The organism is Nocardia sp. NPDC004123, assembly GCF_053603795.1.
In genome coordinates, this window is sequence record NZ_JBSGGG010000017.1 from 117,927 (window position 1) to 143,087 (window position 25,161).

The window sequence follows — 25,161 nt, forward strand, 5'->3', positions numbered from 1 at the left end:
CTCGCGGGATCAGTTGCCGATCTTGCAGTCGATGGTCGCGAACTTGGCGACCCCGCCCCACATGGTCTGTGCGACGCCCTGCGCCTGATACTTCCCGTGTTTGGCCTCCACCGTCACGGCGGGCAACTGGTCCCCCGCCCACGTCTGCGCGGTACAGGTGTAGGTCGGAACGGCGGCCTGGGCGGTCGCGGCATCGACAGCCGCCAGGGCCGGTGACATGGCGGCGACGGCCAGGGGCAGGCCGACCAGATACTTCTTGCTCACGGCGACTCCTTGTGCGATCTCGGGTGAGCGGGGCGAACAGCAGCCCAGATTCTCGCACGGCTGCGGCGAGCCCGCCGCCGAACCTGCCGAGCAGGGTCGACGATCAGGGCACTTTCGACGGCGTTGCGGCGTTGATCACCCTGAGGGCGGCCACTACGAAGGAGTTCGCCATGTCATTCCTCGGTTCCCTGCTCGGGCTCGCCCTGACGCTGTTCATGCTGCTGTTGCTGGCCCGCCTCATCATCGACTGGATCGGCGTGCTCGGCGACACCCCGCCGGCGCTGCGGAAGGCTCGCGATGTCGTTCATCGCCTCACCGAGCCGGTGATCGCGCCGGTGCGCCGGGTCCTGAAGCCGGTCCGGCTCGGCGGCGTCTCGATCGACCTCGCCTTCACCGTGGTGTTCATCGCGGTGCTCGTGCTGCGCGCGATCGCCTTCAGCTTGTAGCGGCGGCTACCGGTTCCGCGGCGGGGAGGTCGGGAAAACTGTTGGGGCGCAACAGCAGAATCGTGGCGAGCATGAGTAGTCCGGCGAGCGCGATGGCGGTGCGGGGGCCGGTGACGGCGGCGAGGAGGCCCCAGAGGGCCGTCAGGGCTGCGGTATTCATGTTGCTGGTGATGGACCAGGCGGAGAGCATGCGGGTGGTGCGGTCGGGTGCGGCGCGTTCGAGGCGGAAGGTCGCGTAGACCGGGTTGAAGACTCCGCAGCAGATGATGAGGCCGAATTCCACCACGATCACCACCAGCAGGCCGGTGAGGCCGGGGCCGATGCAGGCGAGGGCGGGCACCCAGCAGGCGCGCAGCATCCCGGCGGCGACGAGCACCCGGCGCTGACCGAACCGGCCGACCAGCGGTGTCGCCAGCCGCGAGCCGATCAGGCCGCCGAGGCAGGGAATGCCGAACGCGAGCCCGTACTGCCAAGGCGCGAAGCCGAGATCGCGCAGCATGATGACGGCCAGCAGCGGTTGGGTCGCCAGGATCAGGCCGTTGACCAGGATCGTGTTGACGAACAGCGGCCGCAGCGCGCGGTGGGTCAGGATGTAGCGCCAGCCCTCGACCAGGTCGCCCATCCGGAAGCCCCCGCTCCCACGCGGCGCGGGCTGCGGCTCACCGCCGCCGATGGCCCGAATTCCCAAGGCGGACAACAGGAAGCTGACGGCATTGGCCGCCACGGTGACCACCGGTCCGAAGATCCCGATCGCCGCGCCCCCGAGCGGCGGGCCCAGCACGGACGCCGTCCACATGGTCGATTCGAATCGCCCGTTCGCCAGGAGCAGGTCCTCCTTGGGCAGCAGGGATTTCAGGTATGCCCCCGACGCCGCCCGGAATGCGATGTCCGAGGCCGCGACGATCACCGAAACCACCACCAGCTGCGCGAAACTCAGCACGCCCGCCGCGAAAGCCAGCGGCACGCTCAGCACCACCGCGAAGCGCGCCAGATCGGTGGCGATCATGACCGGCCGCTTGCGCCGGAATTCCATCCACGGTCCCAGCGGTATCGCCACCACCGCGCCCACCGCCAGTCCGGCGGCCGCCAGCAGCGACACCTGCCCGGGCCCGGCGTGCAGGACCAGCACCGCGATCAAGGGGAAGGCGTCGAAGGCCAGCCACGATCCCGCCGTGCTCACCGCGAAAGCCGTCCACAACCAGCCGAATCCGCGTCCCAGTGACCGCCTGCCCGTCATGCCGCCCGCCTCGTGCTGTCCCGCCGTCGTTGTCCGGCAAGATCGAAGCAGACCCGCGACCTCGGGATCAAACAACCGAACCGCCCGCGAGCCACAACCGGACGTTGTGCGCATACTCTCGTCGCATGGATCTCGAGGCCGTGCGCACCTTCGTCGCGGTGGCGGACGCGGAACGTTTCCAGGACGCCGCCACGGATCTGTCGATCAGCCAGCAGGCGGTCTCGAAACGCATTGCGGCCCTGGAGAAGACGTTGGGCGCCCGGTTGTTCACCCGCACCGCGCGCGGCGCCCGCCTGACCCTCGACGGGCAGGCCTTCCTCCCCCATGCCCGCACCCTGCTCCACACCGCCGAACGCGCCCTGGCCTCGGTGAGCCCGGGCCGGCGGGCGTTGCGCGTGGATGTGGTGGGTCGCCAGCTCGCCCCGGCCGGGCTGCTGCGCGACTTCCACCGCGCCCATCCCGATTTCGAACTGGACGTGGTGCGGCTCCCGCACGCGGGCGCGGCCATGGAGGCGCTGCTGGAGGGCTCGGTCGATGCCGCCTTCCGCTGTGTGCCCGCGCCGGGGCACGCGCTGCCCGAGGGCCTGCAGGCCACGCCGATCTTCGACGAGCCACTGGAGCTGCTCGTCGGCCCGGCCCACCGGCTGGCCAAGGCGCGGACAGTGTCGCCGGAAGATCTGGCCGGCCATCGCATCTGGATGCCGAGCCTGGTGAGCGGTACCGAATGGTCCGCCTATTACGCGTCACTCGCCGCGGCCTTCGATCTCACCATCGATTCGGTCGGCCCGAATTTCGGCCTGGAGCCGCTCCTGGACGCGGTGGCCGATTCCCCGGAGGTCGCGACGCTGGTCGGCGAGGACACCCGCTTCCTCTGGCCCGACACCCACGGTCTGCGGCGGGTGCCCTTGCGTGATCCCACGCCCGTCTACCCGCACTCCCTGCTCCAGCGCGCCGCGGACCCCCATCCCACGCTGGCCGCGCTGCACGGCCATCTGGCCGGCGCGGATGTGGACCGTCCCGGCACCTGGGTTCCGGATTGGGCGCGCGCCTCGGAATAACCTCCGGCCCGTGGTGATTGGATGAGGGCATGACGAGCGCTGACTTGCTGGTGGACGCATTCGGGCGGATCAAGGAGAACGTGCACGGCGCGGTGGAGGGGCTCACCCCGGCGGAACTGGCCACGCGGCCGGACGGGGATGCCAATTCCATCGCCTGGCTGATCTGGCATCTGACCCGCGTGCAGGACGATCACATCGCGGATGTCGCGGGCCTCGAACAGGTGTGGACGGCGCAGGGCTGGGCAAAGCGATTCGACCTGCCGTTCGACGATTCCGCCACCGGATACGCGCACAGTTCCGCCGAAGTGGCGCGGCTGGACGGCGTTTCCGCCGACCTGCTACTCGGCTACTTCGACGCGGTGCACGATCAGACCATCGGGTACGTGTCCGCGCTCACCGACGCCGATCTGCCCCGCATCGTCGACACCCGCTGGGATCCGCCGGTCACCCTGGGAGTCCGCCTGATCAGCGTGGTCGACGACGATATCCAGCATTCCGGCCAGGCGGCCTACCTTCGCGGAATGCTGTTGCGCCGCCGTTGATCTTGCTACGGGACGCACGGAGAATGCGGACATGGCATTCACCGTGGACCGTTTCGATCATGTGGTCATCAACTGTCTCGACCCGGTGGCGACAGCCGACTGGTACGCCCGCGTGCTGGGCATGAGCGTGGAGCGGTTCGGCCCCGCCGGGCGGCTCGCGCTCACCTTCGGGAATCAGAAGATCAATCTGCGGCCGGTCGGCGCGCTGGACACCGACCCGAACTGGACCACCGGGGCCACCGAAGCCGCTGGGGCACAGGACCTCTGCTTCGTGACCACGGCCGCGCCCGAGGCGGTCGCGGAGCACCTGACCGCGTGCGGGGTCGAGATCGTCAACGGCCCGGTGGTCAAGATCGGCGCGCTGGGCGAGATGGTCTCGCACTACTGCCGCGATCTCGACGGGAATCTCATCGAGATCGCGGTCTACCCGTCCTAGCTCGGGCCGCCGGTCAGGTCCACCGGTAGTCGACGCCGGTCAGCTCCGCACTGAGCTCCCAGAGCTTACGGGCCTGGAATCGGCTGTAGGCGAGGGGATTTCGCAGGGTGCGGCGCGGATATCCGAAGGCCTCGAAGGCCGGGCCGCAGTAGGAGTTGCCCGCCAGGCCGGGCATGGTCGCCGCATACAGTTGCGGCAGCGCCCCCTTGGCGTCGGATTGCGCCAGCGAGAACAGCATCCGCTGCTGGACGGCAGCGAAGGCCGCCCCCACACCTTTCTCCGGGCCGGAATCGTAGAGATTGGTCGCCGACAGGCCCGGGTGCGCGGCCACGGCGGTCAGCGCCGACCCGGCGGCGCGGGCCCTGCGCTGCAGCTCGGCGGTGAACAGCAGATTGGCGAGTTTGGATTGGCTGTAGGCCAGCCAACGGCTGTACACCACACGCCAATTCGGATCCAGCCAGTTGATCAGGCCACCCCAGGCGGCGATGGACGACACGGTCACCACGCGTGCTTCGGGTGCGCGCAGCAACTGGGGCAGCAGTAGTCCGGTCAATGCGTAGTGGCCCAGGTGGTTGGTGCCGAACTGCGCGTCGAAGCCGTCGGCGGTGCGCTGATGCCGCGGCAGTGCCATCACGCCCGCATTGTTGACCAGGATGTCGATCGGCGTGCCGCGCACGTCGAGGTGATCGGCGGCGCGGCGGATGGAGGTCAGATCGGCCAGATCCAGCGGCAGCACTTCGGGTTTGGGGCCCGTGGCCGCGGCACCCACCCGCTCCAGCGCGGCCGCGGCCTTGAGCTCGTTACGGCAGGCGAGCAGGACGTGCGCGCCCTTGGCGGCCAGGGCTTCCGCGGTGCGCAAACCGAGTCCGCTGTTGGCGCCGGTGACCACGGCGGTCCGGCCGGTCTGGTCGGGGATGTCGTCGATGGTCCAGCGGCGGGCGAGCAGGGGCGGGCTGGTCACGGTCGGCCGGTCGGGCAGCGCCTCGGTCATACGGTCGTTCTCCTCCTCGAATTTCCGTCTGAGACAATGTACCTGGTGATGCGGGACCGCGCAGTTCCGCGAGCGGAGTCGACCAGCCGGGACCAGATCCCGATCCATTCTGTCTGGGACAATCCGGGGGAGACGGCCCATCATGCTCGCCACCATCATCGTTATCGTCGTCGTCGCAGTGGGAGCGATCGCCGCGGGTCTTGCCGCACTGGTGCTGCGCGCCTGGGCCACCACGGTTCTCGCCGGCCGGCAGTGTCGCCGTGCGGCCAGTGTCGAGCGCCGACATCGTTCGGCTTCGGCGGCCACGATGCCGCGGTGCCGTTCAGCCGCTACTGAGCACGAAACCTACCGACTGCGCTCGATTCTGCGGGCCGGCTGGTCGCCGAGACGGGTCAGCGCGCCACAGCGGGTCAGGCGCGGGAAAAACCCCGGGCCGGACGCGGGATCGTCGCCGCGGTCGAGGGCAATCGCGGCCTGCTGCCACTGCGCGCCGAATCCTGGCTGGTCTACCTGGTCACCCGCGCCTTCCCTGCATCTGCCGGACCCTCATGGGGGTGACGGGCGGACCCGAGGTCGAGCGGGTGGCGCGTTTTCTCATCGACCACCCCGGTTTCATCGGCGCGGCCAGGGAAGCGGCCGAGATATTGCCCCAACGTGGAGGACTCCAAATATATTGGGAGCCCCCGGAATACGATGGCCTCGACCACCCATATCGATGAGGAGACAGATCCATGACCGTCCATCCACCCGCCGAGCCACCCACCAAAGGCAACCGGGTGATCCTGGCGGTGCTAGCGCTGGCCATCATCGGCGCGCTCGTGGCGGCGGCCATGGCGACCGCCGTCTGATCAGGCGGACGCGCTCTGCCGGTGCACCGCGGAATCCCGGCCCATACCCAGCAGTTCGTCGAATTTGGCCAGCACCTTCTCGTGGTACATGGCGAACAGATCCTCGAACAGCGCCAGCTGTGCCTGGGACGGACCGGCCGTGGATTCCCACACCGCCAGCAGCGCCCGCCACACCAGTACGTGCAGATCGGCCGAGGCCGCGAAGTACGCCTCCACCGCCTCCGGCACCTCGAACAGCATCTCCCCCACCGAATTGAGCACCGCGCGCTGCATGGTGTGGCCCAGGTCGGTCAGCACCAGGCGCACCAGGCCGACCTCGAGCTCGAGCATCCGGGTGTGATCGGGTTCGGCGCTGCGCGCCCGGGTTTCGAGTTGGTCGACCGCGGCGGTCAGCACCGCGGGCTCGATGCCGCGCTCGGCGGCGGTGTAGTCGAGCAGTGCCTCCAGCACGATGGCGCGCTCGGCGGCCACGATATTGCCGAACATCTCCGCGGCCACCTCGGGCGCGTGCATGGACAGCCGGAACAGCCGCCGGTACACATCCACCCCGCCCGCGCGGCGCACATCCCGGACGGTGAAACCGCGGCCGCGATGCGCGTCCACGAAGCCGTAGGACTCCAGCCGGCCCAGCACCAATTGCGCTGTGGCCCGGTTCATATCGAATTCCTCGGCAACCTGACGGACCGATGGCATCAGATCACCGGGCGCGTACTCACCGGTCGCGACGCGGCGAGCGAGCTCGTCCGCGACATCGGACACGACCGTCTGGGCACCCATCCTGTCACCTTTCGACAACTTTCGGATACGTCCCAGACAGTTTAGACTTTCGTGTGCCAAACTGCACGTGCATGCGCCGGGGCGGGCTACTCATCGGACCTGGTGAGAGCCACACCGGACGCCGGCGCGGTGCCGCGCACACGACGAGGTGAGCAATGTCGATTCGGCGTATCGGGGAACGGTCGGGGGACGACGGGGGCAGGCCGCCCGTCCGCGGCGCGGTCCGCAATGCGCGAATCGCCAGTCTTCCGGTCGCATTCGCGGGCCGGCAGGCCGCCGGGGTCGGCAAGCGGGCCCTCGGCCGATCCGCCGCCGAGGTGGACTTCGAGATCCGGATGCGCACCGCCCAGCACATTTTCGAGGTACTCGGCGAATTGCGGGGCTGCGCCACCAAACTCGGGCAGTTGCTCTCGCTCTACGAACTCGCGCTGCCCTCGGAGATCGCGTCGCCGTACCGCACCGCGCTCACCCAGCTGCAGGATGCGGTGCCCACCATGCTGCCCGGGACCGTGCACGAGGCCATGGCCGCGGGCATGGGCGAGAACTGGCGCTGGCACTTCACCGAATTCGACGATCGGCGGGCCGCGGCGGCCTCCATCGGACAGGTGCATCGCGCGGTGTGGCACGACGGGCGGCCGGTGGCGGTCAAGGTCATGTATCCGGGCGCGCACCAGGCGGTGCTCGCCGATCTGGAACAGCTGCGCCGACTCTCGGTGCTGGCCACGGTGTTCGCGCCCGGCGCGGACGTCCCCGCGGTGACCGAGGCCATCTGCACCTGTGTGGCCGACGAACTCGACTACGCGGCCGAGGCCGACCATCAGCGGCGCTTCGCCGAGGCGTACGCCGACGATCCGGATTTCGTGGTGCCCGGCGTGATCACACAGCGCGGCGATGTGATCGTGACGGAATGGCTCACCGGCACACCGGTTTCGCGGATCATCGAATCCGGTGCGCCCGAGGAGCGCAGCCGGGTCGGGATGCTCATCATCCGATTCCTGCTGTCGACCTGGTCGCGCACCGGCCTGCTGTACTGCGACCCGCACCCGGGCAATTTCCGGGTGCTGCCCGACGGGCGGCTGGGCGTGGTGGATTTCGGGGCCTGCACGCCCTGGCCGCCCCCGGGCTTCGAGGCACTGGTGGGCGAGGTGATGGAGGCCGCGTTCAACGGCGGTATACCGGAATTGGACGCGGCGGTGCGGCGGCACGGCTTCGTGCGGCCCGGACGCAACTACGACGTGGCCGCCTTGGCCGAGGGGCTCGACGCGGTCGGCGAACCGCTCACCGTGCCCACCTTCCGGCTCACCACCGCCTGGCTGCGCGGGCACGTCCGCTCGGTGCTGGCCCCGCGGTTGTCGAATGTCCACCGGCAACTGGACATGCCCGCCTACTTCACCCCCTTCGCGCGCTCCTTCCTGACCGCGCTGGGCGTGGTGTGCCAATTGGAGACCGAGGGGCCCATCCGAGCCGAATTCGCGCGCTGGTCACCGGAATTGGCCGCGGTCTTCGACCGCTACGACACCCGCCACGCCCAGCCCACCGACCTGGCCGTCGTCCGGCACCTGCGCCCGGTCCCGCCGGACCGCCGTGCCTCCATAGTCGGCTGAACTCCCCACCATCGCAACGAGTCTCGCGCATCGGCCGGCATGAACGCGACTCCCGATCTGCGCTCATGCCGGCCTGGCCGCGGTTCAGCTGGTCGGGGTGAGCGCGGGCGGCTGCCAGCTTCCATTGGCGGCGTCGTCGCGCGGCGCGTAGAGGCGCATGGCGAGATCGAACGTCCCGGAGGATGGGATCGGCAGCCAGTTGCCCTGGGGGACTTCGGGTCCGGGCTTGGCGGCCTGCAGGACGAGATCCACCGAACCATCGGGGTTGGGGGTGACGGCGGGCTGGTGGCCGACGGAGTAGATATTGTCCGGGTTGGGGACCAGGAAGTGGTCGGCGGTGTAGGCGGTCAGCGACCAGAAGGCGTCCGCGGGCGGCAGCTGGCCTGCCGGAAAGTGGCATCGGTAGGTGTGCGGGGTACCGCCGGAATCGGCGGGAACATTGCCCATCATCGGATAGATCGCGTCAGCGGGCAGATTCGCGCCGAGGGCGGTCGATGCCGTGTTGGCGCGCAATGGGTAATCGGTGCCGTAGGCGCCGAGGTCGGTGGCATAGCTCCAGCCGTTGACCTCCTTGGCGCTCGGGTTCTTGTAGTCGTGGATCCGCTGCTGTGCGTCGCGGACCGCGGCGTTCAGGGTGTCGGCGTCGATGCCGGTGACCGAGCCACCGGGCTTGATGCCCAGGCCGGCGAATCGGGCGAGCGCGTCGGCGTCGGCGGGTGCGGGAGCGTCGGCCGCCATCAGTTCATTGAGCTTGGCGAAAAAGGCTGTCGGCCGTGGCCGCCAATCCGGCCGCGGCACCGAACAATCCGCGTCGTGACATCGGGAATCCGGGAACACCGTCGGGCATGGCTGCCGCTCCTGTCGGTATGGGAACCTGAAAAGGCCGTTCCCACACAGTAGCTATTCATTAGCGAATTTCCCGGGCTTCTCCGGTTCATGTCGACACCGACCGTTCAGATCCTTTGCACCACCTCGGATTCAATGCCCGCAATCGCCGCATTATGGTTTCCCATCGACCAGGCATGAGATCAATAGCGAACTGTTGGCGACCCGACAAACTCCCCGACATCCAGCCCGCGTGACCGCCGCGTCCGGATCGCGATACGGCACCGGATCATGCGACCAGGTGTTCCGAAAAGCGGTGGGGTGATGAGCGGTCTCGATACCATTCTCTGGGAGGTGCGCCATGACGAAGGTGCTCTTGATCACCGGAGATGCCGCCGAGGACCTCGAGGTGATGTATCCCTATCAGCGATTGCTGGAAGAGGGGTACGAGGTCGACATCGCGGCTCCGGCTCGGAAACGGTTGCAGTTCGTGGTCCACGACTTCACCGAGGGGTTCGACACCTACACCGAGAAGCTGGGGCGGACCTGGCCCGCTGATCTGGCGTTCGCGGAGGTTGACCCGAGCCGGTATGCGGCGCTGGTGATTCCGGGCGGGCGGGCGCCGGAGTATCTGCGCGGGGACCAGGATTGCCGGCGCATCGTCCAGCACTTCACGGAAACGGACAAGCCCATCGCGGCGCTGTGCCACGGACCGCTGATCCTGGCGGCCGCGGGCGTGCTGCGGGACCGGTCCGCGAGCAGTTACCCGGCGCTCGAACCCGATGTGGTGGCGGCCGGAGGGCAATGGGTCGACAGCCCGGACCACGTCGACGGCAATCTGATCACCGGGCGCGCCTGGCCCGACCATCCGCAATGGATGCGCGCCTTCCTCGACGTGCTGCGCAAATCCGCTCCGCCCACCGCCTGACGATCCGGTACATCGTGGCGGCATAGAACAGGACCGGGGTCGGACATAGAACCGATCTATGCATCCATCGAATTGTGAGCGCTACCGGGGGAAGTGCCGGTCGGCGAGGGTTGAGGCATGACCACCGTGACCTTCCGCCGAACCGCTGCCGCAGCTCCCGCCGCACAGGTGAGCACCCCGACGGCGGCGGGCGAGGGCGACGGGCGGCAGCCGCTGCGGCACCTGGCGCCGAACTGGTTCGCCGCGGTGATGGGCACCGGCATCATCGCCAATGCCGCCGCCACCCTGCCGATGCAGTTCCCCGGATTGAAGGGCGTCGCCACCCTGGTGTGGGCGCTGGCCGCGCTGCTGCTGACCGTGCTGGCCGGGGCCTGGGTCCTGCACTGGCGGCGGTATCCGCAGGAGGCCCGCGGACACGGGCTGCACCCGATCATGATGCAGTTCTACGGCGCGCCGCCGATGGCCCTGCTGACCGTGGGCGCGGGCACCCTGCTGCTCGGCAAGGACATCATCGGCTCGACCGCCGCGGTGACCGTCGACTGGGTGTTGTGGTCGGCCGGAACGGTTTTCGGGCTGATGACCGCCGCCGCCATTCCCTACCGGATGATCACCCGCCACACTTTCGATCCCGACTCGGCCTTCGGCGGCTGGCTGATGCCCGTGGTGCCGCCGATGGTGTCCGCCGCGCTGGGCGCACTGCTGGTGCCGCACACTCCGGCCGGGCAGCTGCGGCTGACCATGTTCGTGGCCTGTCTGGCCATGTTCGGACTGAGCCTGATCGCCTCGCTGGTCACCATCACTTTGATCTGGTCGCGGCTGCTGCATCACGGCCTGCTGCCGGCCGGGATGGTCGCCACCGTCTGGCTGGTGCTCGGTCCCCTGGGCCAGTCCGTGACCGCCGCGGGCAGCCTGGCCAATGTCGCCCCCGGCGTCGTGGACGACCGCACTGCCGCCGGGCTCGATGTCTTCGCCGTCCTCTACGGCGTTCCCACCTGGGGATTCGCCATGCTGTGGCTGGCGCTGGCCATTGCCGTCACCCGGCACGCCCGCACCTCCATGCCGTTCAACCTGACCTGGTGGGGCTTCACCTTCCCGCTCGGCTGCTGCGTCACCGGCAGCACCGCGCTCTACCAGCACACCGGCGCCGACCTGTTCGCCGTCACCGCCGTGGGCCTGTACGCCCTGCTGGTCGCCGCCTGGGCCGTGGTCGCCGCCAGGACCCTGCACGGCGTGCTGCGGGGCGATCTGCTGCGACCCGCGCGCTGACAGCGCGATCTGCGTACGTCCCGGGTGGATCCGGCCGGATCCGCCCGGGACGAATTCGTTGCGATACCGCCGAAACGTGCTCGCTGTAACCCCGGGCGCTATCTACTGACAGACGTGAACACGCGTCTATGTATTCGTTGGATGCGGGAAGCGGCGGTTCATGGTGCGACGGGTCGAATCCGAGCACCGGACGCAGCCTGTCTCGAGCTCGAGCTCGGGTCGGGAGTTGCGGCTGGTGTCCGGTGACAGCTACGCCAGCTGGGAAGCGGTGTACCGGGACAATGTCACCTGGGTGTACGCGTTGATGTTCGGCAAGGTCGGCAACCGGGCCGACGCCGAGGATCTGACCGCCGAGGTGTTCACCGCAGCGCTCAAACCGCTGCGCATCACGGCGAGCGCCCCGGAGGTGCGGGCCTACCTGCGCGCCACCGCGCGCACGGTGCTGGCCGCGCACTGGAAGGCGCGAATGGGCCGGGAGATCACCACCATCGAGGGCGATATCCCCGATGAACCGCCCGAGGAGTTCCACGACTCCGGGGCGGAGGCCCGCGCCAAGGCGGTGCTGGCCGAACTCCCGGACCGCTACCGCCGCATTCTGGAACTGCGCTTTCTCCAGGGGCTTTCGGTCCGGGAGTCGGCGCAGAGCCTCGGTGTCACGGTGGCGAATGCGAAGGTGTTGCAGCATCGGGCGTTGCAGATGGCGTCCCAGCTGAATGAGCGAGGTGTGCGGTGAGCGGGCGGGAAGTGCGGCGGTTCGTCGACGAACTACTGGCCGGAAAGAAGTCCACGGGCTTCCGGCCCGATGAGGCCGAGGCCGAGGAGATGCGCATGGCCATCGAACTGCGGGCCGCGCGCCTGGGCAGCGACGCGCCCAGCGAGGAGTTCCTGAGCAGTCTGCAGCGCCGGCTCGCGGCCGAGATGGACGAGGAGCCGACCCCCTTGCACCCGGCGAACGGCTACCGCCGCCGGAACCTGCTGATCGGCACCTCCGCGGCCGCGGCCGCCGCCACGGTCGGCGCGGTGGTGGATCGGACCCTGATCGGGCACGGGCAGCCGAGCTCCCCGCCCGCCGCCAAGCAGGCCCCGCTGTCCCCCAATACGGGCGCGTGGCTGCCGATCGCCCGCTCCACGGATCTGCCGGAGGGCGCGACGATCGCGTTCGATGTCGGCACCGTCAATGGATTCGTGCGCCGCGACAAGGGGAATCCGGTCGCGGTTTCCGGCGTGTGCACCCATCAGGGCTGCAAGCTGTGGCTCGACGCCCCGGCCGAGCGCCTGCGCTGCCCGTGCCACTCCACCTCCTTCTCCATCCAGGGCGAGGTGGTCACCCATCAACTGCCGGTGGCGCCCGCGCCGTTGCCCACCGTCCAGGTCCGCGAGAACAACGGCACCATCGAGGTTTTCGCGCCCACCGAACCCGCCTAGCCTCCAATAGCGTTGGTGCACAGCGGTTTCCGTCCCATGTAACCCCCGCCCCTATCTATGGATGACCGGTTCGCAGCAGCGAACGGAACCATCCCGGATGGAGGCCCGGACCCCATGACACCCACCCGCAGCCGGCGGCGCGCAGCCGTCGCCGTCACCGTCGCCGCGGCAGCCCTGCTGACGGCGAGCGCGTGCAGCTCGAACGGCGGCGGCAAAGCCACGGACAATGCCGCCCCCGGCTTCACCTTCGCTTCCGGCACCGCTACGCCCGGCATGGTGCCGGACGGCAGCGGGCCGACCGGTATGCCCGGCATGTCCATGCCGAGCTCGTCCGCCCCGGCGGCGGCACCGGCCGGCCCGAATGCTGTCAACATCGACAATTTCGCCTTCGGGCCCAGCTCCCTGACCGTCAAGGTCGGCACCACGGTGACCTGGACCAACAAGGACGAGGAACCGCACACCGTGGTCGCCAACGACGGCAGCTTCCGCTCGCCGACGCTGGGCAACAACGCGACCTACACCTTCACCTTCTCGAAAGCGGGCAGCTTCGCCTATGTCTGCTCGATTCATCCCTTCATGCACGCGACCGTGGTGGTGACCCAATGAACACTCGCAACCCGAACGACCGGTACGCGGACTTCGAGGACGAGGACGCGGCCCGCGATCCGCAGCAGATGACCCGCCGCCAGCTCATGCGGCACTCCGCCTGGTTCGGCGCGGCCGTGGGCCTGGCGGTGGTGGGCGGCGAGGTGGTCTCGCACGTGGCCGGCACCGCGCTGGCCGCCCCCGCCCGGCCCACGCTGCGGTTCGCTCAGGTCAGTGACAGTCACATCGGTTTCACCGGTACCGCCAACACCAGCGTGACCGATACCTTCACCGAGGCCATCTCACAGGTGAATTCGCTGGGCTACGAGCCCGACTTCGTCATCCACACCGGCGATCTCACGCATCTGGCCACGGCCGAGCAGTTCGATCAGGTCCATCAGATGATGCAGGGGTTCAAGACCCCGCACGTGTTCACCGTTCCAGGAGAACATGATTCGAGTGACGACGGCGGTTCCCGATACCGGTCGGCGTTCGGGAACGGCACGCGGGGGGACGGCTGGTACAGCTTCGACATCGCCGGCGTCCATGTGATCGGGTTGGTGAATACGCTCAATCTCAAGGATCTCGGACACCTCGGGCAGGACCAGCTGGACTTCGTGCAGAAGGATGTGGCCGGATTGTCCAGTGACACACCGATCATCGTGTTCAGCCACATTCCGCTGTTCGCCATGTACCCCCAATGGGGCTGGGGCACAGACGATGCCACCCAGGCGCTCAGTTATCTGAAGCGGTTCTCCTCGGTGACCTGCCTCAACGGCCATGTGCACCAACTGTTCACGAAGACCGAGGGCAATGTGACGTTCTACAGCGGCACCACCACGGCCTATCCGCTGCCGAAACCCGGTGACGGGCCTGCACCCAAGCCGGTGACGCTGCCCGCGGGCAAGCTGCACGATGCCCTGGGCATCCGCGAAGTCACGTATCAGAAGGGTCAACAGCAACTCGCTATCAAAGAACAATCGCTGAAATGACCACTGCCCAACGGCGTGTCGCACACGGGTCTCACATCGTTGTCATTTCGTCAGCATGACCGGGCGACGGAAGATCGGAAACGGAGGGTAATCTACTACGCTGGGCAGTAACAAGATGCTGTGCAGCAGTGCGGCGCACGGCGATTACAGGAGGGAAGCTATGCCACCCCGCCGTTTTCGGACGAACGCCGCAGCGAGCGTGTTGATCGCATTGGTGCTGGTGCTGGCGGCCTGCTCGTCCAATCTCCCGAGCGGGAATGTGGGTCCACGCACTCCGGTCGCGCAGTCCATCACCATCACCCCGGCGCAGGGCGCGGACAAGGTGGATCCGTCGGCGCCGGTGAAGGTGAGCACCTCCAGCGGAGTGCTGACCGATGTCACGCTCACCAATGAGGACGGCAAGGTCATCGAGGGCACCTACACGCCGGACAAGACGGCATGGAAGCCGAACGATCAGCTGGGCTACAGCCGCACGTACACGCTGAAGGCCTCGGGCATGGACGTGACCGGTCCCACCGGTCCGGTCACCTCCAGCTTCACCACCATCGCCCCGAAGAACCAGACCAAGGTGTATCTGAACACCACGGGCGGGCAGGCGATCGTCGACGGCAACAGCTACGGCGTGGGCATGGTCATCGTCGCGCACTTCGACGAGGACATCACCGACCGGGCCGCGGCGCAGAAGCGTCTGGTCGTCACCACTGATCCGCCGGTCGACGGCGCCTGGTACTGGATGGACAACCGCAACGCGCACTGGCGGCCCAAGGAGTACTGGAAGACCGGCACCAAGGTGAACGTGGCGGCCAACCTCTACGGCGTCGAGGTCGGCAACGGCCTGTTCGGCCAGGAGGACTCCAAGGCCAACTTCGTCATCGGCCCGTCGCACGTGTCGATCGCCGACGACAACACCCATCAGGTGCAGGTGTTCGAGAACGGTCAGCTGATCCGCACCATGCCCACCTCCATGGGCCGCGGCGGCAGCGAGACCATCGCCGGCAAGACGTTCACGTTCTGGACCATGCCGGGCACGTACACGGTCATGGACAAGGCCAACCCGGTCATCATGGACTCCTCGACCTACGGTCTGCCCGTCAATTCACGGCTCGGATACAAGGAGGCCATCGGCTGGGCCACGCGCATCAGCACCGACGGCATCTATCTGCATCAGCTGGATTCCACGGTGTGGGCGCAGGGCAATACCGACACCTCACACGGCTGCCTCAACCTCAATGCCGAGAACGCGCAATGGTTCTTCAACTTCGCGCAGCCCGGCGACGTGGTGGAGGTGCACAACACGGGCGGCGCGCCGCTCGAGGTGTGGCAGAACGGCGACTGGACGCTGAGCTGGGATCAGTGGGTGGCCGGTAGCGCCGGCTGAATCCGCTCGCGCGCGGCCAGCTGACCGGTCCGCGCGAGATACCAGGCGGCGACACAGAATTCGGCGGCCACCGTGCCCCACACCAGCGTCCACACCGAGTGGGTGCGCAGGGTGAGGAGCAGCGCGGTGGCCGCCACTACTGTCCCGACCACCGCACCGATCATGATGCCGACGGTGTCCTGCCGCACCGGCAGGATGGCGGTGGTGACGAACGAGGTGGTGGCGGTGGCGACCAGAATGCAGACCTCCGCGCGCAGGATCGGCACCACGGCGCGGAAATCGTCGTCGTAGATGAGCTGCACGGCGAACGGGGCGGCTACCCAGATCCCCGCCACGGCAACGGCGGCCACGATCACGCAGGCGGCCAGGGCGCGCATCTCGTGCCGCCAGAAACCCGGATCGGTACGCTCGCGCGCCATGCGGGGCAGCAGTGCCAGCCCGATCGGATCGAGCAGCGACTGCACCGCGCGCACGAGTTTGTCACTCGCCGAATACAACCCGAGCGAGGCCGCGTCCAGCACCGAGGAGTAGACGGTGGCGGTGCCCTGGCCGTAACTGGTCACCAGCAGCCGTGACGCGAGTACGGGTGCACCGATGCGCAGGATCATCACGACCTTGGTGGGGCGTCCCGGGCGGCCGAACCGGGTGTGAGCGTCCCGCCAGGTCAGCGCGACGGTGACCACGGACGACAGCAGCAGGCACAGCAGCACCACCTCGGCGTGCGGAAGTCGCGGCAGCACCGCGACCAGCAGCACGAGGTACACCACGCGCCCGGCGATCTGATAGGTCATCGAGGCCCCGAATCTGGCCTGCCCCACCAGCAGCCAGTCCTCGGACATGGACAGGAATCCGCCCACGAACAGCCCCAGCAGGATCATGCGCAGGTGCGGGCCGGCGCCGACGGCGAGCCCGGCCGTGAGCGCCACCGCGATGATGCTCAGTCCCGCGCCCCGCACCGCCAGGTAACTCCCCCGCAGCTCGTCGAGCCCCTCCTCGTTCAGCAGCGCGGCCAGAAACGTATTGATGCCGAGGTCCACCAGCAGCGCGCCCAGAAAGTACGCCGACATCCCGATGGCCAGCAGCCCGACCCCGCTCACCCCGAGCGTCCGCGCGGTCAATGGCACGGTCACCGCGGTCACCAGGAACTGCCCGTACTTCCCGAGACTGACGAACCCGATGTCCCGCAACACCGACAGCAGCCCATCGTCGGCCACCTTCGCGCGCATCCGCCCGACCAGCGCCGTCCCCACCAGTCGCCGTCCCGCCATAGCGGTCCTCTTTCTCCCCGACCGCGCACTCCGGCCAGACCCCGAAATTCTCCTGCCCCCTCCCCACCCCCGCCACCCCAAACCGCCGACTCACCGCAAAACGTAACCCCGCATTCAAATCAATCGCCCAGTCACCCAGCCTGATTCACCGCGGCCGCGGCCGTCGGGTGCCGGGCACCCAACCACCAACCTGTGCAACGGATTCCAACGTAGGCTCGACGACGCACCGCCCAACCGAAAGGGTGACCCGATGTCCGACGACACCATGTTCAGCGTCTACGGCCGAATGACCGCCCTCCCCGGCCGCCGCGACGACCTGATCACCTTGCTCCTGAACGGATTCCGCGCCGGCGGCCCCACCAGCGGCCTGCTGTCCTACACCATCAACACGGCCCCCGACGACCCCGACACCATCTGGCTCACTCAACTCTGGATCAACAAGCCCGCCCACGACGCAACCACCCGCTCCGAACCGGTAGCCGCCATCACCCGCCAACTCCCGTCACTCCTGGCCGGACAACCCGAAGGCTGCTACGGCAACACCGTCCACGCCGAAGGCCACACCCCCGAGTAACAAGAATTCCCGCCGCCCCCGGGAATCCGCCGCCACATCACGACGAGTTTCGATACCTGGCGCGCGGAACAGACCTGACGCGGGTCCACAATGTCCAGAATGAAGGGGTTGCCCATCGAAAGGTCGTTCCGACGATGAAGTCCACCCGTATAGTCCTGGCCTCCCGCCCGACCGGTATGCCGCAGCCGGAGAACTTCCGCACCGAGACGGTCGAACTGGACCCGCCGCAGCCGGGCGAGGCGCTGCTGCAGACGCTGTACCTGTCGCTGGACCCGTACATGCGCGGACGCATGAGCGACGCGCCCTCCTACGCCCCGCCGGTCGAGATCGACGAGACCATGTGCGGCGCGACCGTCTCCCGCGTCCTCGAATCCACCGATCCCGCACTGCGGCCGGGCGATATCGTGCTCGGCTGGGGCGGCTGGCAGACGCACTCGGTCGAGCGTGTGCGGGCTCTGCAAAAACTGGACCCGAGCGCCGCGCCGCTCACCACCGCCCTGGGCGTGCTGGGCATGCCGGGTCTGACCGCGTACTCCGGTCTGCTCACCATCGGGCAGCCCAAGCCGGGCGAGACCGTGGTGGTCGCCGCCGCCACCGGACCGGTCGGTTCGACCGTCGGCCAGATCGCCAGGATCAAGGGCGCGCGAGCCGTCGGCATCGCGGGCGGCCCGGAGAAGGTCGTCCTGCTGCGCGAGCGCTTCGGCTTCGACGCCGCCGTCGACCACCGCGCCCCCGACTTCGCCGAGCAGCTGGCCGCCGCCACCCCGGACGGCATCGACGTCTACTTCGAGAATGTCGGCGGCGCGGTCTTCGACGCCGTCCTGCCTCGGCTCAATCAATTCGCCCGAATTCCGTTGTGCGGCTTGATCGCCAACTACAACGACACCGACCTGCCGCCGGGCCCCGACCGGCTGCCGCTGCTCATGTCGAGCATCCTGCGCCGGAGCCTGACCGTGCGCGGCTTCATCGTGTCCGAGTTCGCCGGCCAGGCCGGTGAGTTCTATCCGGCGGCCGCGCAATGGATCGCGGAGGGCAAGCTCGTCTACCTCGAGGATGTGGTCGACGGCCTCGACCATGCCGTCGCCGCGTTCCAGGGCCTGCTCACCGGCAAGAATCTCGGCAAGCTGGTCATCAAGGTCTCCGACTGACAGCCGACCTCGGACCTCCGGGACTCCCGTACCGACGGGCGGAAGTCCCGGAAGCCGTTCTCCTACTTCATGACCGCGATGTACGGCCGCAATCCCAGAGCGATGTCCACACAGACACCCAGCAGCACGTCCCGCTCCACCGGGTCGAGCGGGTGCTCGAGCCAGAGCCGGGTGCCCAGGATCGGGACGGGAAGCGGCTGCCCGGCCCGATCCCACCAGAAGGACTCGTTGTAGAGATCGTTCGCGATACGGCGCAGGGTCCAGCCGCCGACCGTACGCACCACGTCGAGGCGGCCGGTCTCCTGTCCCATGCGGTCGAGCACCACGATGCGGAAGAGTTCCGGGGTCCGGGCCTCCTCCGGATCGGGTACGAAGTGGAAAAGTGTTCCCGCCGTGGATCCCACGGCGGTCGAGGTGTCGGCGCGATGCACGGTGGCCAGCGAGGTCCCGTCGCCCCGGCTGAGCACGGTGGGCGCGGAGTCCTTGGACTCCACCCACACCACCGACCCGTCGGCGTAGGTGATGCGGTGCTTGCCGGTGCCGCCGTTCTTGAAGCCGAACAGGATGGCGGCCTTGGCCGCAAGGCCATTGCCCGCGCCCTGCACCCCGGTGGCCAGTGGGTCACCGGGGCCCGCACTGAAGGTGATCTTCAGTGCGTTGCTCACCTTGTGCACGACCCGGCCCTCGATCATCGTCGAGGGGTCCTGCGGCGCTGACATCGTTCGATCGTAGGCCCGCGGGTTCGAGTCCAGCGGCGGTTTCGGCCCGGCACGCCGGACGCGACGCGCCCCTAGCTATTGGGGAAGCCGACCTTCGCCAGCGCGGTGGTCCAGTCGGTGGCGATCGCCACCTGGGCGTCGACCAGCGCCACCTTGCCATTGCAGACCAGGGTGTGCAGCTTGGTCTCCACGCCGTCCTTGGGATTGTTCGGCCCGGCGCCGGCCTGGTGGCCCGGTGACGGCGGTTCGACCCAGATATTGCGCGGATCGTTGGGATCCCCGCCGAGCTCCAGCGAGATCAGGTGGTCGTACTCGGCATCGCGGGGGTCGCCGGTGTAGTCGTAGGACTTGATATTGGCGGCCTTCTCCGGATTCGTGATCGACGTGTTGGGCCGAATCGTGGCGGTATAGCCCGACTTACAGATGGTGTCGGCCAGATTCGCCGCTGTCACTTTGGGATTCGTCGCGCCCGGGGTGCAGTTCGGGTCGGGCAGCGGCTGGCCGTCGGCGGTCGTGCGGTAGTGACAGCTGCCGGGCGCCGGCTGCGCCGCCACCGTGTACGTGCCCTGGGGACCGGGACCGACCGGAATCGTGCCCTCCTTCTCCTTGGGCGCGGGCTGCGGAACCGCTTGTGCCGGTGCATTCGCCGGATGGGTGGCCTCCCCCTTCGAGCACGCGACCGTCAAACCCAGGACCAGCAGGGCCATCGCAAGCCCTTTGTGCGCCTTCATAACTTCCCCTGCTCGAGCCGGATAGCCGCCTAATTGTGCGCTATCCCTTGGCGATCGGCCACCCGCGACGGCGACACTCCGAGCAGAGATGCGGAACCCGGTTACCTGCCGGGCAATACATACCGACCGGCTATGCTGCAACGATGACAGCAGACCTGTCGCACTCCCCCGCGGCAATCCAACCGGTCGGCTCCAATGGCATTCGGGCCCGCGCCCTCGCGCTGGCCGCCCTGCTGCTCGGCTCGGGCGTCCTGCACTTCCTCATGCCCAAGCCCTACGACACCATGATCCCGCCCCAGCTCCCGGGCAAACCCCGTACCTACACCCAGGTTTCGGGCGTGGCCGAACTGGCTGCGGGCGCGCTGCTCGTGGTCCCCCGCACCCGCGCTCTGGGCGCCCGCCTGGCCGCACTGGTCTTCCTCGCGGTCTTCCCCGCCAACCTGCAGCTGACCGCCGACTGGCTGCGCAGCAATCGCCCGCTGCCGCTGAAAATCGGCGCGCTGCTGCGCCTCCCGCTCCAGATTCCGCTGATCACGACCGCTCGCAAGATCTACCGCGGGGTGTGACCGGGCGCGCGCCGACCCGAGCGGACCGCTGCCGCCCAGCATGAATCTGAACCGTAGCGAATCCACAGTTGCTGATGTGTTGTCGGAGAACAGAACACATCCGTTGCCATAGTGCGCCTCAGCATCGGCGAGGACCGGGACGATCATGAGCAGCACCCCGAAACCGAGGGGATCGAGGCTCTTTACGAGGGCGTTTCGAGCAATCTCAGGACCGGCACCGATCCCTGTCTCCAGGGCGTATGAATCCCGACGCAGAAATGATCTGGGTTCGCGGTGAATTAGCCGGTCGGCACCGTCTCCGAACCGAGATCCGAATGTGCCTCAGTTAACAGGAAATTGACAGCTTTCGGCTGGAAATGTCTCGAGGTTCGTGTCGATGTAATTGACTATGACCTCGATTCAGGCCCCTTCACCGCACGCACGGTGGTTCTGGATCGCGGCCGGCAGTTTCGTCGCCGTGATCTCCCTGGCAGCCCTCAGCGCTCCCACTGCGTTCGCCACGTCTCATGATCAGGCCGGTGTCGGCCAGGTACCCGAGATCGCGGCACCCAGCGCGTCTGTGATTGCTCCGCACCCCATTTCGGTGACGGCCATCGCCCAGCAGATGCAAACCGCCATCCAGGCGGGCTCGCCCGGCACCAGCGTCGGCATCGACGTGGTGGACACCACCACCGGGGCGGCCATCGCCAGTCTCAATGCCGACGAGCAGTTCTACACCGCCTCGGTGGTCAAGCTGCTCATCGCGCTGGACGCGTTGAAAACCCAGAACTGGCAACCGGGCCCGGACACCACGACCCAGATCACCCGGATGCTGTCCACCAGTGACGACGACATCGCCGACGTGATGTGGGACAACGGCGGCAACAACGCCATCATCGATCGCATGGTCGCCGCCATCGGACTGTCCGCGACCACCGCACCGGGCGACACCGCCCAGTGGGGCGAAACCCTCACCACGCCACGGGATGTGGTCACTGTCTTCCACTACATCACCACCGCGATCCCGGCCCCGGCCCGGGACCTGATCGTCGGCGCGCTGCACAACGCCTCCGAGACCGCCGCCGACGGCACCGACCAGTACTTCGGCATCCCCGATGCCCTCACCGGTGCGACGTGGGCGGTCAAACAGGGCTGGATGGATCTGGACTCCTCGACCACCCTGGACACCACCGGCCTGGTCTCCCCCTCCCCCGATCAGCCCTATCGCTATGCCGTGGTGGTGCTGTCCACTCAGCCCGCGGGCACCAGCTGGTCGGTGGCGGGCGCGGCCCTCACCGCCGGGGTGACCCTGCTGCACGCCGCCCTGAAGTGAGCCCGTCGCCGCCGTACCGAGCATCGTCACCGACCGAGGGTTAGGGTCGGCCGTCGGATTCGGGAGACGGAGGAGCCGGAGTGGTCACGCTGTGGACGATCGCCCGCGAGTGGGGGCGCATCGGCTGCCTCGGATTCGGCGGGCCACCCGCACACATCGCCCTGCTCCGGGACCTGTGCGTGCGGAGGCGCGGCTGGCTCGACGCGGCGGAGTTCGAGGACGCCATCGCCGCGACCAACCTGCTCCCCGGACCTGCCTCGACACAGCTGGCGATCTATACCGCCTGGCGCCTGCGTAGCACCGCCGGAGCGCTCGTCGGCGGATGCTGTTTCATCGCACCGGGTTTGGCACTGATTCTGGTCCTGGCCGCGGTCTTCCTGGCGGCGGGCAGCCCGGTGTGGGTGCGGGGCGCCGCGGCCGGAGCGGGCGCGGCGGTCGCCGCCGTCGCGGTGCATGCTGCGATGGGCCTGCTTCCGGCCGGCTGGAGGCGCGCGGGCAACGGCCGAGCCGCTCGGGCCCGCTGGATCTCCTATGCCGCACTGGGAATCGTCTCGGCCGCGGTCCTGGGACCGTGGCTGGTCCTGGTCTTGATCGGGGCCGGGCTGGCCGAGGTGGGGATACGCGGCGGCCTGTCCCCGAGCCGGGTATCCGCGTGGCCGCTGGCACCGGTGGCCTGGCCGGCCACCGGCGGCCTGGCAGCGCTGTGCTGGGTGGCCTTCAAGGTGGGCGCGCTGTCCTACGGCGGGGGCTTCGTCATCATTCCGCTCATGCAGGCCGATGCGGTCGACCGCTACGGCTGGATGACCGGAGCGCAATTCCTCAATGCCGTTGCGCTCGGCCAGATCACGCCGGGCCCGGTGGTGCAGACGGTGGCGGTGGTCGGGTACGCGGCCGCGGGCGTGCCGGGCGGATTGCTGGCCGCCGCGGTCGCTTTCGCGCCGTCGTTCGCCTTCGTGCTGGCCGGCGGCAAGTACTTCGACCGGCTGCGGGCCGACCAGCGCGTGCAGGCGTTCTTCACCGGCGCCGGACCTGCGGTCATCGGGACGATCGCGGGCTCCGCGATCCCGCTCGCCCTTGCGCTGCACCACCTCTGGCAGTTCGCGGTGCTCGCGGCTGCTGCGGCGTGGCTATTGGCGGCGCGCCGCGGCGTGGTGAGCGCCCTGCTGGGCGCGGGTGCGCTCGGGGTGGCCGCGGCGCTGGCAGGCTGGCCGGTCGGCTGAGGTCCGTCAGACCGTGATGCCGAGCGCTCCGGCGACCGCGCGGGTGAGGTGGTCGGTCACCTGGGCGGGGCTCCAGTGGCGGTGCTCGGTGAGGTCGTAGACCACGCGCTCGTCGAAGATGGTGATCCACAGCAGCACCGCGTAGGTGAGGTCGTATTCGGCGGTCTTGCCCTGCAGCGCAAGGGCATTGAGCACCTCGGCGAGCATGTCGTGCAGGGCCGTGATGGATTCGTCGCCGTCGGCCAGCCGTTCGATGAAGCCCCGGGAGCTGCGGATGTAGCGCACGGCCGGACCCCACTGCCCGGCCTGGTCCACCCAGGTGCGGCAGCAGCGGTGGAAGCGTTCCACCGGATCGGGGCCGGCGTCGACGGCGGCCAGCGCCTGCACCAGATGTTCGATGGCGCGGCGGTGGAAGGCTTGCAGGGCGTCCTGCGGGGTCGGGAAATGCCGGTACGCGGTGGCCACGCCGACACCCGCCGCCGCGGCGAGTTCCGGGATGGAGAAGCCGATCCGGCCCGCCTCCAGCAGGCTCTGGACCGCGTCGACCAGCAGCACGCGGCTGCGCTGGGCGTCACTGCGGGTGTTCACGGGCACGCCTCCATCCTGCGCGAGCGCGACGCGGTATCAGGGCACGGCACTCGAGTAGAGAAGTTCTTCTCAGTTTCGTATTCTCTAACAGAGAAGATCTCCTCACTTAGGAGGCCGGGATGCGGGCAGCCGCACCGGGGGCGCTGCTGGTGCTGATCATGGCGCAGCCGAACATGGCGACCGGGATGATGCCGTACTACCGGCATGCCTGGACGCTCGCTCCCCTGCTCATCACCGTGATCTTCGCCGCCTACCTGTTCGCACTGACCCCGGCGCTCGCGCTGGTGGGTCCGCCGCCCACCCGACAGGGCTGGTGGTGGCGCATCGGGGTGGGCAGCGGGTTCGGCATCACCGCGGATGCGGCCATGGCCGTGGCGCATTCGCCGGGGCCGGCGGTCGCCGCGCGGATCTGCGCGGGGCTATCGGTGGGGTTGGTGACCGGCTCGGTGGCCGGATTGATCCTGGAACGCACGGGCGAACGCGGGCGCACGGCCATGGCGGTGGCGACCGTGCTCGGCTCGGCACTGGGGACGATCGCGGCCGCGGTCGTGGCGCAGTATCTGCCCGCGCCCGGGGTGACCGTCTATGTGGGGCACGCGATCCTGCTCGCGGTGACCGCGATGGCGGTGCTGAGCGATCGTGCGGCGCGACCGGCGATCGCCGGTCGCGCGGCCGCGGCTCCCGAGACCGTCGAACCGCGAATCGCCGGATACCTCAGCGGCATTGCCGCCTGGGTGTCGGCGGGACTGGTCGTCGCCCTGCTGCCGAGTTACGGTGCGGAACTGCTGGGCACGACGAATCTCGCCCTGCTGGCGCTGCCCGTCACGCTGTATCTGGTGAGCGCCTGGCTGGCCCAGCGCCTGATCGCGCCCGCCGGACTTGCCGCCGAACCCGTTGCGGCGCAGTGGATCATCATCGCCGGGGTCGCGCTGACGGCTGCCGTGTCCTGGCTGCCCAGCCTGGCGCTGCTGCTGTGCGGCGGCGCCGTGGCCGGTTTCGGACAGGGCATCGCCTATCGCTCCGGACTCCGGATCGTCAGTGCCGCAACAACTCCCGATCATCACGCCCGGGCGGCCGCGCGCTTCGCGGGCGTGGCTTACGCGTGTGCGGCGGTCGCGACGGTGGGCTTCGGAGCCATCGCGACCGTGGCGTCCATGCGCGACGCGGTGCTCGCCGCCGCGGTCGTCCTCGTTCTGGTGGCCACGACCACCGCAGTCGTCCGTCGGCACGCAACGGCGCGCGCCACGGACTCCGTTCCCACTCCGCAGATCTCGACAACCGCATAATTCTTCCGCCGCCATATTCGACGCATCGAATGGAACGGCACAATTGATCGCGCGCGAATTCCGATCGCGCGCAATTCCGCATGCCCGCAATGCTTTACATTGCCGAATACTCCGGAATTCGACGAAACGAAGTCGTTACGCGAGTTC

27 protein-coding genes are annotated in these 25,161 nt (G+C 68.6%); 18 read left to right on the plus strand and 9 right to left on the minus strand.

The window, feature by feature from the left end; translation table 11 throughout:
* Positions 1–9: 9 nt before the first annotated feature.
* Entirely contained in the window at positions 10–264 is a 255-nt protein-coding gene (locus ACWEQQ_RS25175) for a hypothetical protein (RefSeq protein ID WP_452340642.1), read from the minus strand.
* A gap of 170 nt (positions 265–434) precedes the next feature.
* On the opposite strand from ACWEQQ_RS25175, the gene ACWEQQ_RS25180 reads away from it, so the two are divergent.
* On the plus strand, positions 435–710 hold the full coding sequence (locus ACWEQQ_RS25180; RefSeq protein WP_452340641.1) for a YggT family protein: 276 nt from the start codon (positions 435–437) through the stop codon (positions 708–710).
* On the opposite strand, the gene ACWEQQ_RS25185 is transcribed toward ACWEQQ_RS25180, so the two are convergent.
* Positions 700–1,947 carry an MFS transporter gene (locus ACWEQQ_RS25185; RefSeq protein WP_452349917.1) on the minus strand — a complete coding sequence of 416 codons (1,248 nt, stop codon included), beginning with the start codon at positions 1,945–1,947 and terminating at the stop codon, positions 700–702. The genes ACWEQQ_RS25180 and ACWEQQ_RS25185 overlap by 11 nt on opposite strands.
* Positions 1,948–2,072: 125 nt before the next feature.
* On the opposite strand from ACWEQQ_RS25185, the gene ACWEQQ_RS25190 reads away from it, so the two are divergent.
* The 3 genes from ACWEQQ_RS25190 to ACWEQQ_RS25200 are packed head-to-tail and all read left to right on the plus strand — an operon-like array spanning position 2,073 to position 3,983.
* Entirely contained in the window at positions 2,073–3,005 is a 933-nt protein-coding gene (locus ACWEQQ_RS25190; RefSeq protein ID WP_452340639.1) for a LysR family transcriptional regulator, read from the plus strand.
* Between the two features lie 29 nt (positions 3,006–3,034).
* Positions 3,035–3,547 carry a mycothiol transferase gene (locus tag ACWEQQ_RS25195; RefSeq protein ID WP_452340638.1) on the plus strand — a complete coding sequence of 171 codons (513 nt, stop codon included), beginning with the start codon at positions 3,035–3,037 and terminating at the stop codon, positions 3,545–3,547.
* Positions 3,548–3,578: 31 nt separating this feature from the next.
* A complete protein-coding gene (locus tag ACWEQQ_RS25200; RefSeq protein WP_356998299.1) occupies positions 3,579–3,983 on the plus strand; it encodes a VOC family protein in 405 nt (134 codons plus the stop codon).
* A gap of 13 nt (positions 3,984–3,996) precedes the next feature.
* On the opposite strand, the gene ACWEQQ_RS25205 is transcribed toward ACWEQQ_RS25200, so the two are convergent.
* Together ACWEQQ_RS25205 and ACWEQQ_RS25210 are read right to left on the minus strand one after the other, a co-directional pair.
* Positions 3,997–4,974, minus strand: coding sequence for an oxidoreductase (locus tag ACWEQQ_RS25205; RefSeq protein WP_452349918.1), 978 nt, complete (start codon positions 4,972–4,974; stop codon positions 3,997–3,999).
* An 848-nt stretch (positions 4,975–5,822) separates the two neighbouring features.
* Positions 5,823–6,599 (minus strand): GntR family transcriptional regulator, encoded by a 777-nt coding sequence (locus tag ACWEQQ_RS25210; RefSeq protein ID WP_452349919.1) that lies wholly within the window; start codon positions 6,597–6,599, stop codon positions 5,823–5,825.
* A gap of 155 nt (positions 6,600–6,754) precedes the next feature.
* Here ACWEQQ_RS25210 and ACWEQQ_RS25215 point away from each other — a divergent pair, with 155 nt between their 5' ends.
* Positions 6,755–8,203, plus strand: a complete 1,449-nt coding sequence (locus ACWEQQ_RS25215) for an ABC1 kinase family protein (RefSeq protein ID WP_452349920.1) — start codon at positions 6,755–6,757, stop codon at positions 8,201–8,203.
* 84 nt (positions 8,204–8,287) lie between these two features.
* On the opposite strand, the gene ACWEQQ_RS25220 is transcribed toward ACWEQQ_RS25215, so the two are convergent.
* A complete protein-coding gene (locus ACWEQQ_RS25220; protein ID WP_452349921.1) occupies positions 8,288–8,941 on the minus strand; it encodes a DUF1214 domain-containing protein in 654 nt (217 codons plus the stop codon).
* A 448-nt stretch (positions 8,942–9,389) separates the two neighbouring features.
* On the opposite strand from ACWEQQ_RS25220, the gene ACWEQQ_RS25225 reads away from it, so the two are divergent.
* From ACWEQQ_RS25225 to ACWEQQ_RS25255, 7 genes are all read left to right on the plus strand, one after another.
* The gene (locus tag ACWEQQ_RS25225; protein ID WP_452340632.1) at positions 9,390–9,956 is read left to right on the plus strand and encodes a DJ-1/PfpI family protein; all 567 of its coding nucleotides are present in this window, start codon (positions 9,390–9,392) and stop codon (positions 9,954–9,956) included.
* Positions 9,957–10,073: 117 nt separating this feature from the next.
* Positions 10,074–11,222 carry a TDT family transporter gene (locus ACWEQQ_RS25230; protein ID WP_452340631.1) on the plus strand — a complete coding sequence of 383 codons (1,149 nt, stop codon included), beginning with the start codon at positions 10,074–10,076 and terminating at the stop codon, positions 11,220–11,222.
* Positions 11,223–11,382: 160 nt separating this feature from the next.
* On the plus strand, positions 11,383–11,955 hold the full coding sequence (locus tag ACWEQQ_RS25235; protein WP_452349922.1) for an RNA polymerase sigma factor: 573 nt from the start codon (positions 11,383–11,385) through the stop codon (positions 11,953–11,955).
* The gene (locus ACWEQQ_RS25240; RefSeq protein ID WP_452349923.1) at positions 11,952–12,647 is read left to right on the plus strand and encodes a Rieske (2Fe-2S) protein; all 696 of its coding nucleotides are present in this window, start codon (positions 11,952–11,954) and stop codon (positions 12,645–12,647) included. The genes ACWEQQ_RS25235 and ACWEQQ_RS25240 overlap by 4 nt, the downstream gene beginning before the upstream one ends.
* A gap of 114 nt (positions 12,648–12,761) precedes the next feature.
* Entirely contained in the window at positions 12,762–13,253 is a 492-nt protein-coding gene (locus ACWEQQ_RS25245; RefSeq protein WP_364624356.1) for a cupredoxin domain-containing protein, read from the plus strand.
* 68 nt (positions 13,254–13,321) lie between these two features.
* Complete coding sequence (locus tag ACWEQQ_RS25250; protein WP_452350002.1) at positions 13,322–14,224, plus strand: metallophosphoesterase family protein; 903 nt, start codon at positions 13,322–13,324, stop codon at positions 14,222–14,224.
* A gap of 160 nt (positions 14,225–14,384) precedes the next feature.
* Positions 14,385–15,602 carry an Ig-like domain-containing protein gene (locus ACWEQQ_RS25255; protein WP_452349924.1) on the plus strand — a complete coding sequence of 406 codons (1,218 nt, stop codon included), beginning with the start codon at positions 14,385–14,387 and terminating at the stop codon, positions 15,600–15,602.
* On the opposite strand, the gene ACWEQQ_RS25260 is transcribed toward ACWEQQ_RS25255, so the two are convergent.
* Positions 15,575–16,828 carry a lipopolysaccharide biosynthesis protein gene (locus ACWEQQ_RS25260; RefSeq protein WP_452350003.1) on the minus strand — a complete coding sequence of 418 codons (1,254 nt, stop codon included), beginning with the start codon at positions 16,826–16,828 and terminating at the stop codon, positions 15,575–15,577. The two genes, ACWEQQ_RS25255 and ACWEQQ_RS25260, sit on opposite strands and share 28 nt — an antisense overlap.
* A 292-nt stretch (positions 16,829–17,120) precedes the next feature.
* On the opposite strand from ACWEQQ_RS25260, the gene ACWEQQ_RS25265 reads away from it, so the two are divergent.
* Together ACWEQQ_RS25265 and ACWEQQ_RS25270 are read left to right on the plus strand one after the other, a co-directional pair.
* A complete protein-coding gene (locus ACWEQQ_RS25265; RefSeq protein WP_452349925.1) occupies positions 17,121–17,444 on the plus strand; it encodes a putative quinol monooxygenase in 324 nt (107 codons plus the stop codon).
* Positions 17,445–17,578: 134 nt separating this feature from the next.
* On the plus strand, positions 17,579–18,592 hold the full coding sequence (locus ACWEQQ_RS25270; protein ID WP_452349926.1) for an NADP-dependent oxidoreductase: 1,014 nt from the start codon (positions 17,579–17,581) through the stop codon (positions 18,590–18,592).
* A 62-nt stretch (positions 18,593–18,654) separates the two neighbouring features.
* Here the strand turns inward: ACWEQQ_RS25270 and ACWEQQ_RS25275 are convergent, their stop codons facing one another.
* Complete coding sequence (locus tag ACWEQQ_RS25275; RefSeq protein ID WP_452349927.1) at positions 18,655–19,311, minus strand: hypothetical protein; 657 nt, start codon at positions 19,309–19,311, stop codon at positions 18,655–18,657.
* 71 nt (positions 19,312–19,382) lie between these two features.
* On the minus strand, positions 19,383–20,042 hold the full coding sequence (locus ACWEQQ_RS25280; protein ID WP_452349928.1) for a hypothetical protein: 660 nt from the start codon (positions 20,040–20,042) through the stop codon (positions 19,383–19,385).
* Positions 20,043–20,185: 143 nt separating this feature from the next.
* Between ACWEQQ_RS25280 and ACWEQQ_RS25285 the strand changes: the two genes are divergently transcribed.
* From ACWEQQ_RS25285 to chrA, 3 genes are all read left to right on the plus strand, one after another.
* A complete protein-coding gene (locus tag ACWEQQ_RS25285) occupies positions 20,186–20,608 on the plus strand; it encodes a DoxX family protein (RefSeq protein WP_452340563.1) in 423 nt (140 codons plus the stop codon).
* Positions 20,609–20,996: 388 nt separating this feature from the next.
* On the plus strand, positions 20,997–21,920 hold the full coding sequence (locus ACWEQQ_RS25290; protein WP_452349929.1) for a hypothetical protein: 924 nt from the start codon (positions 20,997–20,999) through the stop codon (positions 21,918–21,920).
* A gap of 80 nt (positions 21,921–22,000) precedes the next feature.
* Entirely contained in the window at positions 22,001–23,140 is a 1,140-nt protein-coding gene (gene chrA / locus ACWEQQ_RS25295) for a chromate efflux transporter (protein ID WP_452349930.1), read from the plus strand.
* A 6-nt stretch (positions 23,141–23,146) separates the two neighbouring features.
* Here the strand turns inward: chrA and ACWEQQ_RS25300 are convergent, their stop codons facing one another.
* Positions 23,147–23,728, minus strand: coding sequence for a TetR/AcrR family transcriptional regulator (locus ACWEQQ_RS25300; protein ID WP_452340560.1), 582 nt, complete (start codon positions 23,726–23,728; stop codon positions 23,147–23,149).
* A 119-nt stretch (positions 23,729–23,847) separates the two neighbouring features.
* On the opposite strand from ACWEQQ_RS25300, the gene ACWEQQ_RS25305 reads away from it, so the two are divergent.
* Complete coding sequence (locus ACWEQQ_RS25305) at positions 23,848–25,014, plus strand: hypothetical protein (RefSeq protein ID WP_452349931.1); 1,167 nt, start codon at positions 23,848–23,850, stop codon at positions 25,012–25,014.
* The last annotated feature ends 147 nt before the right edge of the window (positions 25,015–25,161 follow it).